Below are 6,277 nucleotides of genomic sequence, written 5' to 3'. Positions count from 1 at the left end.
GGTTTTTGTTAATACCCCCCCCCCCCCCCCCGGGGGGTTTCCTAAAACCCCCCCCACCGGGGTCCCACCCGCCCCCCACCCCTCGGGCGCGGCAAAAGCTCAGGAGCGCTAGACGGGGGAGCCACCACCGCCAGGTTCGTATTGCTGGACTGCTCGGCTTCGCCTTCGCTTGGGCTCGCCGTTGGCGTCGCGGGAAGACGGGTCGCTGGTTGCGTGCGTGTCTACTGTGGATCGGTGCGTGCGTTGGGTTAGATCGATGTGTCGGTCTGTAATCCTGTGGGCTCATAACGATTTGCGCTTCTCACGTAAATCGCCCTCTGGGGTGAGATGTTCGCTGACAGCTTTCGTCAGGGGCTCTGGCGGCCATGATCTCGGGGTGGATGTGGACTCCCACCTCGCCGCGGTGGAGCAGGCGCTTGTAGCTGTGCGGCGCAGTCAGTCTCGTAGGGCTTTGGCCGAGTTGGCTGTTCCGGCCTTCGACGTACTGGATGTCGTGGAAGCGGCTGAGCGGGCTGGGGCTCAGGCCACGGTTTCCAGTGTTGCCTTGGCTTTGCACGTTGATCAGCCTCGGGCCAGCAAGCTGGTGACCAGTGCTGTTGATGCGGGGCTGGTGGCTCGGATCGCGGACAAGGCCGACGGGCGGCGGGTGTTGCTCGTGCGGACGCCTCGGGGGCGGGCCACGTCCGCTGAGCTGCACCGGGCTCGGCAGAGTGCCTGTGCTGTCGCCATGGCTGACTGGAGTGACGAGGAGCGGGCTGAGTTCGCTCGGTTGTTCTCGCGCTTCGTCGCTGTGTTCGGTGCGCGATAATCTTGTTGTGACACTGGATGAGTTGATCGTCTACTGCGCCGGGAAGCCTGGTGCCGAGGAGACGTATCCGTGGGGCGAGGCCGAGTTGGTGTGCAAGGTCGGTGGGAAGGCGTTCGCCTTCATCGGGCTTGACGTGCACACCGTTGGGCTCAAGTGCGGTGCTGATGCCGAGGCTGCCGCGGTGTGGCGAGAGCGCTTTCCCGATGACGTGACCGTGAGCGGGTACATCGGGCGGTACGGGTGGAACACCGTGGCGCTCAAGGGGTCTGTGCCCGACGACGACCTGTTGGAACTCGTCGACGGCTCCTACGAGGCCGTCGTCGCGCGGTTGCCCAAGAAGAAGCGGCCCGCTGTTTAGCGGTCTTCTGGTTGGAGGACGCCGAAGATGTTGCCCTCGGTGTCGCGGTAGTAGGCGATCTGGCCGACGCCGGGCATGTTGTCCTTGGGCAGGGCCACTGTGCCGCCGTTGACCTCGATGGCCGCGATGGTGGCGTCGATGTCGACCACGCTGATCGTCATGACGTAACCGTGGACCGGTGCGTCCGGTGCCGGGTCCGGGCCCCTGCGGGGGAGCAGGCCGCCGTTGACGCCGCGCTGGTCGTCGTCGCCGGTGACGATGGTCCAGTAGGGGATGTCGCCCCACTGTTCGATCTTCCAGCCGAAGACCGACGTGTAGAAGTCGCGCGCTCGCCCGGGATCTGCGGCGTGGATCTCGAAGTGCACAGGACGGAACATGAGACGGCAGGCTACTCCGGACAGTGGTTGTCCGCATTGGGTCTTACGGTGCTCTCATGGCAATCGGAATCCAGGTCACGATGGACGCGGCGGACCCCGGCAAGCTGGCTGCTTTCTGGGCGGAGGCGCTCGGTTACGTGGTGCAGCCGCCGCCTCCCGGGTTCGACTCGTGGGAGGACTTCGCGGTCAAGAACAACATTCCGTTCGAGTCGGTCAACGACTTCTCGGCGATCATCGACCCCGAGGGTGGGGGACCGCGGTTCTTCTTCCAGCGCGTGCCGGAGGGCAAGACAGCGAAAAACCGCCTCCACCTCGACGTGAACGCCGGGCTGGAGGCGGTTGATCGGCTCGTTTCCCTTGGTGCCACGAAGGTTCAGGAGTTCAACGACGCCAAGGGCCACTGGGTCGTGATGCTCGACCCCGAGGGCAACGAGTTTTGCGTGCAGTAGCTAGCTGGTGATGTCCTTCGTCTTGAACTGACGTGCCGCGAGCAGCGTGAAGACGCCGCCGTAGACGAGCGCGGAGAACGTTCCGCGGGCCATCTCCGACCAGTCGATGTCGGTCGAGAGCAGGTCGGCCCACGCCATCGCGTAGTGCGTCGGCAGGTAGTTGCGCAGGTCCCCGAGCGGCTCGATCTGGTCGAGGATCTGCGACAGGATCGAGACGAGCACCGTGCCGCCGACCGCGCCGAGAGGTGCGTCGGTGGACACGGACAGGAACATCGCGAGGCCTGCCACCCAGAACAGGTTGATCGAGATGTAGACGACCGCGAACGCCATGGCGAGCACGCCGTCGCCGAACGGGGCGGCCTCGCCGGTCGGGCTGACCACCTCGCCCGTGCCGTACCAGATGACGCCGACGCCCAGCGCCACCGCGGGGAGCAGGGTGAGGGCGAAGACGCTGAGGATGCCGCTGCTGATCGCCTTCTGACGCAGCAGGCGGTGCCTCGGGACCGGTGCGGCGAGCAGGTACTTGAGGCTCGACCACGACGCTTCGGACGCGATCGTGTCGCCGAAGAACAGCGCCACGATCATCGGCAGCAGGAAGCTGCTGCTCACGAACAGGGTGAGCACCACGAAGTTGATGCCGCTGGCCGTCGCGAGGTCCACGAAGCCGCCGGAGCGGCGGTTCGGGTCGGACTGACCGATCTCGAAGCTCAGGGCCAGGATGAACGGCAGCAGCACCAGGAAGCCCAGCACGAGCTGGGTCCTGCGGCGGCGGAGTTGCCGTTGCAGCTCCACGTGGATGCGGAGCGTGCGGCGCGCCTTGTACCCGGCCGACGAGCCGTCCGGTGCCACCTTCGTGTGGTGCTGGGCGGCCGCGTCGGTGAGGTCGTTGAGCGCGCCGGGATCGGTGTGGACGCCGTTGTCGCTCATCGGTCCACCTCCTGCCGGATCGGGGCCTTCGTGCGGTTCGGGTTCGCGGTGAGGACTGTTTTCACCACGGGCGAAACCGCGTCGGCGGGCGGCTGCTCGGCGCCGAAACTGTCGGTGCCGACTGGGATAATTGAGTCAAGGGGTCCCCCTTCGCCGGCGAGCAACGTGCGCTCGCTCGACGAGGGGACCTCTGCCTCGGCCTGGGCGTCCGTCGCGGACGCCGCTGCCATCAGGAAGTCATTCACCGACCAGCTCCAGGAACGCGTCTTCCAGCCTGCGTCGCGGGCCCACCTGGTCCACCGCCACGCCGGCCGCCACGAGAGCGGACAGCGCCGCGGCGCGCGGGACGCCGTTCATCGACGCGTGCACGGCGTCCTCGTCCTCGTGCACGTCGTGCACGCCTTCGAGGCTCCGCAGCACATCGGCTGCCTTCGAGGGGGAGTCGACGCGGAACGTCGCCTCGCCGCCTCCCGCCGCGATGTCGGACACCTCGCCGGCGGCGACGAGCTTGCCCTTGTGCATCACGACCACGTGCGAACAGGTCTGCTCCACCTCGGCCAGCAGGTGCGACGACACGACGACCGTGCGGCCCGCGGCGGCGTAGCGGCGCAGGACCTCGCGCATCTGGTGGATCTGGGGCGGGTCGAGACCGTTGGCGGGCTCGTCCAGGATCAGCAGGTCCGGCAGGCCGAGCATCGCCTGCGCGATCGCGAGGCGCTGGCGCATGCCCTGGCTGTACGTGCGCACGCGGCGGTGCACCGCCTTGCCGAGGCCCGCGATCTCCAGCGCCGCCTCGACGTGCGCCTCGTCCTCCGGCCTGCCCGTCGCCGCCCAGTACAGGCGCAGGTTCGCGGCGCCGGAGAGGTGCGGCAGGAAGCCGGAGCCCTCGACGAACGACCCGATGCGCGACAGCACGGGAGCGCCCGGCGTGACCTTGTGGCCGAAGACGCGGATGTGGCCCTCGGACGGGTGGATCAGGCCCATCACCATGCGCAGCGTCGTGGTCTTGCCGGCGCCGTTCGGGCCGAGCAGGCCCAGCACCATGCCGTGCTCGACGCGGAACGACAGGTCCGTCACGGCCTTGACGCCACCGGGGTAGGCCTTGGTCAGGTTCGAGATGACCAGCGGCACGTCGGCGAGGTCAGGGTCGGAGTCCTGCGCCATGCGGCGGCGGAACATCGCGATGACGCCAGAGCCGATCAGCACCAGCAGCGCGATCCCGATGCCCCACAGGGCTCCCGTCGGGAAGCCCTCGGTGACGTTGCGACCGGGCACGACGGGCACCGAGATCTCGTCGGAGGCCAGCGAGACGCGGTACGCGGCGGGCTGCTCGGCGTTCGCGAACGCCTGGTCCGTCGTGGACACCACGAGAGCCAGCTTGTGCTCGCTCTCGACGGGACGGACGGCACCGGGCAGCGTCACCGTCACCTCGGCCGCGGAACCGTCCGGCGGCAGCGCCACGCGGAACGGCGCCACGATCGAGCCGGGCAGCGTGCGCGTGCCGTCTGCGGAGACGTCGTAGAGCTTCGCGAACAGGATCGCCTCGCCGGAGGACTGGTCACCGCGGGCGACCTTCAGCCTCACCGTCGACGAACCGGTCAGCAGCACCTGCGAGGTCAGCTCCTCCGAGGTGAACACGGCGGCCTGGCCGGGCATGTCGAGCGACAGCCGCGACGAGATCGCCGACGACCTCGACAACGCCGAACCGAGGCCCGGCAGGTTGCTGATCGACGCCGGGTTGCCACCGGCCGGGTTCACGACGACCTGCTCGCGCCCGGTCAGCTTCAGCGTCTTGCGCTCGGTGGACGAGCCCTGCGCGAGACCGGGGTACGACGGCGCGACGACCGTGCGCAGCGACGGCTGGCCGGACGAGCGGAACGCGCCCTGCACCGTGTACTCGAAGCCGGTACCGGGGTCGGTGCCCTTGCCGCGCAGGTGGAAGTCCATCCAGTCGGTGATCTCACCGCGCAGCGCCGTGCCGGGGTTGCCGCCGTCGTGGCCGCCCGCGTACCAGACCATCTTCACCTGGCCGCCGGCCGCGGCGATCTGGCGCGCGGTGGCGTCGGACTGGTCGAGGCCGAACAGGGTGTCCTGCTCGCCCTGCACCAGCATCGTCGGCTGCTTGATCTGGTCCGCCACGGCGACGGGGGACGACTTGCGCAGCAGGTCGAGCGTCTGCTGCGAGGCGGTGCCCGTCGTGGCGACCTCGGTGTAGGCGGCGCAGACCTCGGGCGTGAAGCGGCCGCACGCGCCGTTGGACGGCGTCGGGGGCTGCATGCCCTGGGCGCCGGAGTTGCCACCCGGCTGCTGAGGCGCCTGCACGGAGTTCTGGTTCGACTCCCGCTGGCCCTGCTCCGGCGCGTCACCCGTGGGCGACGACAGGTCGATCGACGTCATGCCCGCGGAGAAGAAGATGCCCGCCCACGAACGCTTGAAGACGCCGTTCTCGCCGAACGCCGTGGCGGACGGGGTGGTGTCCGAACGCGGGGTCGCCAGTGCCGAGTTGGGCAGCAGCGACTGCGCGAGGTCGTTGTACGTGATGACCGGGACGATGGTGTCCACGCGCTTGTCGACGCCCGCGAGCAGCAGTGACAACGCACCGCCGTACGACGCTCCTGTCACCCCCACGCGCGGGTCGCCGCCGCTGTCCTTCTCGACCTCGTCACGTGTGCCGAGGAAGTCGAGGAGCTTCTGCGCGTCGCGGACCTCGCGGTCGACGGAGTTCAGCGCGATCTGGCCCGTGCTGCGGCCGAAACCGCGCGCGGACCACGTCAGCACGACGAACCCGCGGCGCGCGAACTCCTCGGCCTGCGTGTGCACGCTGCGGAGGCTGCCGCCGAAACCGTGCGCGAGCATGATCGCGGGCGCGGGCGTCTGCTGGGGGAGGTAGAGGCGGGTCTCGATCGTCACCGTCTGAGCGCTGTCAGGGCTCTCAGGTGCGTCGATGTTCGCTTCTTTGAAGGAAACGGCTACGGGGTCGTCTCCGGATCGAGTGAAGTACACGCCGCCTGCGACGAGGGCGAGTACCACGATCAATGCGGGGATCGTCCACCTGCCGCGAAGGCGGGAGAGGCGGGACACGGTGATGACGATATGCGAGTTTTGCTGAGAACGGCCTGTCGGGATCCGGCCGCCGTCTCAGCATCAGTGGATCTTCAGCGCGGCTTCAGGTAGGGCCTGTTCCGGCCCGAACGACACGCAGCGTATTCCCGTTGCGGCTGGTTGCGTGGGTCTGCTCACCCTGTGTGGCGCTAACACCACCTCGTGGAGCACAATATTGACGCAGCATGGAGGGGAGTACTCCCTAAGCGGCGGTGTCGTCAGTACGGAGCTCGGCGTAGAGCTCCCGGTGCCGTCG

Annotated in this window: 7 protein-coding genes; 3 read left to right on the top strand and 4 right to left on the bottom strand. The window is 68.4% G+C overall.

The window, feature by feature from the left end; genetic code table 11:
• Positions 1-256: 256 nt before the first annotated feature.
• Together ACFWN2_RS40415 and ACFWN2_RS40410 are read left to right on the top strand one after the other, a co-directional pair.
• Positions 257-808, top strand: coding sequence for a MarR family winged helix-turn-helix transcriptional regulator (locus ACFWN2_RS40415; protein WP_382435862.1), 552 nt, complete (start codon positions 257-259; stop codon positions 806-808).
• 7 nt (positions 809-815) lie between these two features.
• The gene (locus ACFWN2_RS40410; protein ID WP_382435859.1) at positions 816-1,166 is read left to right on the top strand and encodes an MmcQ/YjbR family DNA-binding protein; all 351 of its coding nucleotides are present in this window, start codon (positions 816-818) and stop codon (positions 1,164-1,166) included.
• Here ACFWN2_RS40410 and ACFWN2_RS40405 read toward each other — a convergent pair.
• Entirely contained in the window at positions 1,163-1,543 is a 381-nt protein-coding gene (locus ACFWN2_RS40405) for a VOC family protein (protein WP_382435858.1), read from the bottom strand. The genes ACFWN2_RS40410 and ACFWN2_RS40405 overlap by 4 nt on opposite strands.
• A gap of 56 nt (positions 1,544-1,599) precedes the next feature.
• Here ACFWN2_RS40405 and ACFWN2_RS40400 point away from each other — a divergent pair, with 56 nt between their 5' ends.
• Complete coding sequence (locus ACFWN2_RS40400) at positions 1,600-1,992, top strand: VOC family protein (RefSeq protein WP_382435857.1); 393 nt, start codon at positions 1,600-1,602, stop codon at positions 1,990-1,992.
• Here the strand turns inward: ACFWN2_RS40400 and ACFWN2_RS40395 are convergent, their stop codons facing one another.
• The 3 genes from ACFWN2_RS40395 to ACFWN2_RS40385 are packed head-to-tail and all read right to left on the bottom strand — an operon-like array spanning position 1,993 to position 6,000.
• The gene (locus ACFWN2_RS40395; protein ID WP_382435856.1) at positions 1,993-2,919 is read right to left on the bottom strand and encodes an ABC transporter permease; all 927 of its coding nucleotides are present in this window, start codon (positions 2,917-2,919) and stop codon (positions 1,993-1,995) included.
• Positions 2,916-3,164, bottom strand: a complete 249-nt coding sequence (locus ACFWN2_RS40390; protein ID WP_382435855.1) for a hypothetical protein — start codon at positions 3,162-3,164, stop codon at positions 2,916-2,918. Before ACFWN2_RS40390 ends, ACFWN2_RS40395 begins: the two co-directional genes overlap by 4 nt.
• Positions 3,157-6,000, bottom strand: coding sequence for an alpha/beta fold hydrolase (locus ACFWN2_RS40385; RefSeq protein ID WP_382435854.1), 2,844 nt, complete (start codon positions 5,998-6,000; stop codon positions 3,157-3,159). Before ACFWN2_RS40385 ends, ACFWN2_RS40390 begins: the two co-directional genes overlap by 8 nt.
• Positions 6,001-6,277 lie beyond the last annotated feature (277 nt).

The sequence above is a fragment of the Lentzea sp. NPDC058436 genome (genome assembly GCF_042721515.1).
Lineage (GTDB): Bacteria > Actinomycetota > Actinomycetes > Mycobacteriales > Pseudonocardiaceae > Lentzea.
The sequence above is the reverse complement of the archived record's forward strand: the minus strand, read 5'-3'. Positions and strand labels throughout refer to the sequence as shown.